Origin of the sequence: Streptomyces sp. ATexAB-D23 (assembly GCF_000373645.1) — a bacterium.
In the GTDB taxonomy this organism is placed as follows: Bacteria; Actinomycetota; Actinomycetes; order Streptomycetales; family Streptomycetaceae; genus Streptomyces; species Streptomyces castrisilvae.
This window is the reverse complement of sequence record NZ_KB892075.1, coordinates 1-1983: the sequence shown is the minus strand read 5'-3', so window position 1 is coordinate 1983 and position 1983 is coordinate 1. Positions and strand designations below refer to the sequence as shown.

General features: G+C 66.2%; 4 protein-coding genes. 1 reads left to right on the top strand and 3 read right to left on the bottom strand.

The genetic code is table 11. From position 1 onward, the window contains the following. From B082_RS38515 to B082_RS0132700, 3 genes are all read right to left on the bottom strand, one after another. Positions 1 to 170 (bottom strand): polyketide synthase docking domain-containing protein (locus B082_RS38515; protein WP_158688925.1); only part of this gene is annotated, 170 nt, incomplete at its 3' end. Between the two features lie 52 nt (positions 171 to 222). Further along, the gene (locus B082_RS0132705; protein WP_018555997.1) at positions 223 to 441 is read right to left on the bottom strand and encodes a 4Fe-4S domain-containing protein; all 219 of its coding nucleotides are present in this window, start codon (positions 439 to 441) and stop codon (positions 223 to 225) included. After that, positions 438 to 1547: a cytochrome P450 gene (locus B082_RS0132700; protein WP_234018301.1), complete on the bottom strand. Its 1110-nt coding sequence runs from the start codon at positions 1545 to 1547 to the stop codon at positions 438 to 440. The genes B082_RS0132705 and B082_RS0132700 overlap by 4 nt, the downstream gene beginning before the upstream one ends. Positions 1548 to 1816: 269 nt before the next feature. Between B082_RS0132700 and B082_RS40585 the strand changes: the two genes are divergently transcribed. Continuing rightward, positions 1817 to 1983, top strand: a 167-nt coding sequence (locus B082_RS40585) for a polyketide synthase docking domain-containing protein (RefSeq protein ID WP_199783883.1), incomplete at its 3' end; no start/stop codon positions are given.

The window sequence follows — 1983 nt, the reverse complement described above, 5'->3', positions numbered from 1 at the left end:
CACAAGCCCTCCGGAGACGTCACACCCCCAGGGAACCGGCACGCCATACCCACGATCGCCAACGGCTCATTCGCCCGCTCCTCCACATCGGAGAGTTCCCGCCGGGCCTGTCGCAGATCGGCGGTGGCCCGCTTGAGGTATTCGCGGAACTTGTCTTCGTTGTCAGCCACTGGAGAAAGACCCTTTTCTGGGGAGCGGGCAAGCGGGCGGGCGAACGGGCCGTCAGGCCGGGATTTCCTCGACTTCGATGGCGAGCGACGGACAGCGGCGCGCCGCGTCCTTCACCTCGGCGTGCAGCGCCGGCTCGGGGTCCTTGTCGAGCAGGAAGACGACGCCGTCCTCCTCACGCTGGTCGAACACATCCGGCGCGGTCAGCGCACAGATACCGGAGGAGCAGCACTCCTCTTCCTTGATGGTGATCAGCAGTCGTCCCTGGCTCACCAGGTCACCTCCAGTCGGTGGATTCCGAATACGGTCGCGTCCTTGAACGGAAGGTCTTCCGGGGGAGCGACCAGGCGCAGTCCGGGGATGCGCCGGAAAAGGGTGTCGTAGACGATCTCGAGCTCGGCCCGGGCCAGGTTCTGGCCGAGGCAGGCGTGGACGCCGAAGCCGAACGCGACGTGGCCGGACGTCTGGCGCCCCAGGTCGAGAGTGGCCGCGTCGGGGAAGACCCGCTCGTCGTGGTTGGCGGCGGCGGCCGAGGCGATGAAGCCCTCTCCCGCGCGTACGACGACGTCACCGACTTCGATGTCCTCAAGGGCCACGCGGGCGGTCGGGTAGTCCACGATGCTGAACCAGCGCAGCAGTTCGTCGACCGCGCCCGGGGTCGTGGACGGGTCGGCGGTGATCGTGGCGAGCTTCTCCGGCTCCCGCAACAGGGCCGCCACCCCGAGCGAGATCATGTTCGCCGTCGTCTCGTGGCCGGCCAGGAGCAGGAGCATCGCGAAGCCGGTGAGCAGCTCGTGGTCGTAGATGCCCGCTTCCCGGTACTTCACGGCGAGGCGGCTGAGCAGCGCGTCATCGGGCGCGTCGTCCTTGCTGGACACCAGGTCGCCGAGGAACGCGCGCAGAGCGCCGAAGGCGGCCCCGCGTTCCTCGGGCGTACTGGATCGTTCCAGCAGTACCTCGGTGTACTTCTGGAACGTACCGCGGGTCTCGTACGGAACCCCGAGCAGCTCGCAGATGACGAGTGAGGGGACCGGCAGCGAGAGTTCCTGGACCAGATCCACCGGCCTGCCGCCCGCGCCGGCCTCCAGAACGCGGTCCACACATTCATCCACGATTTCCTGAATACGTGGACGCAGGCGGCGGACGCGATTGAGCGTGAATTCACTGGTGACCATGCGCCGGTGAAGCGAATGATCCGGGGAGTCCATCGACAGCAGGAACCCTTTCTGCGCGAAAGCCCCCACATTGGCGACGGTCGCGGGAAAGGCGGGATGGGCTCTGCTGGCCGAGGTGGCCGGATGGCTGAGAAGAGTACGCACGTGCTCGTGGCGGGTGGCCAACCAGGCCGAATTTCCGTTCTGGAGCACCACCTGGGACATGGGCCCTTCGGCGCGCAGCGGTGCGTACTCGGCAGGCGGACTGAATGGGCAGGTCCGGGCAAAGGGAAAGGGTGGTATGTCGGAGCTATCGGTATCGGACATGATGGTGACCTCTCGAGACAGAGCACTTCGCGCCGCAAGGTATGCGCAGGGGCTTAATTGCTGCTAAACGCCGCAGCGCTTTAGGTCTGATTAAGGCCAAGGCAAGCAGCGCGGAGGAGGGTGGCGAGCCGAACGGGTGGCCCGGTAGCCCAAGGGGATGGCTCTGCATGCCGAATGAAGACAAGCTTCGCGACTACCTCAAGCGTGTGACGGCTGATCTTCAGCAGACACGCCGCCGTCTCTCCGATGTGGAGGAGCGGGCGAATGAGCCGTTGGCGATCGTGGGTATGGCGTGCCGGTTCCCTGGGGGTGTGACGTCTCCGGAGGGCTTGTG

Coding starts and splice junctions, on each gene's coding strand:
- B082_RS0132700 (WP_234018301.1), bottom strand. CDS start 1,547: ATGTCCCAGGTGGTGCTCCAGAACGGAAATTCGGCCTGGTTGGCCACC.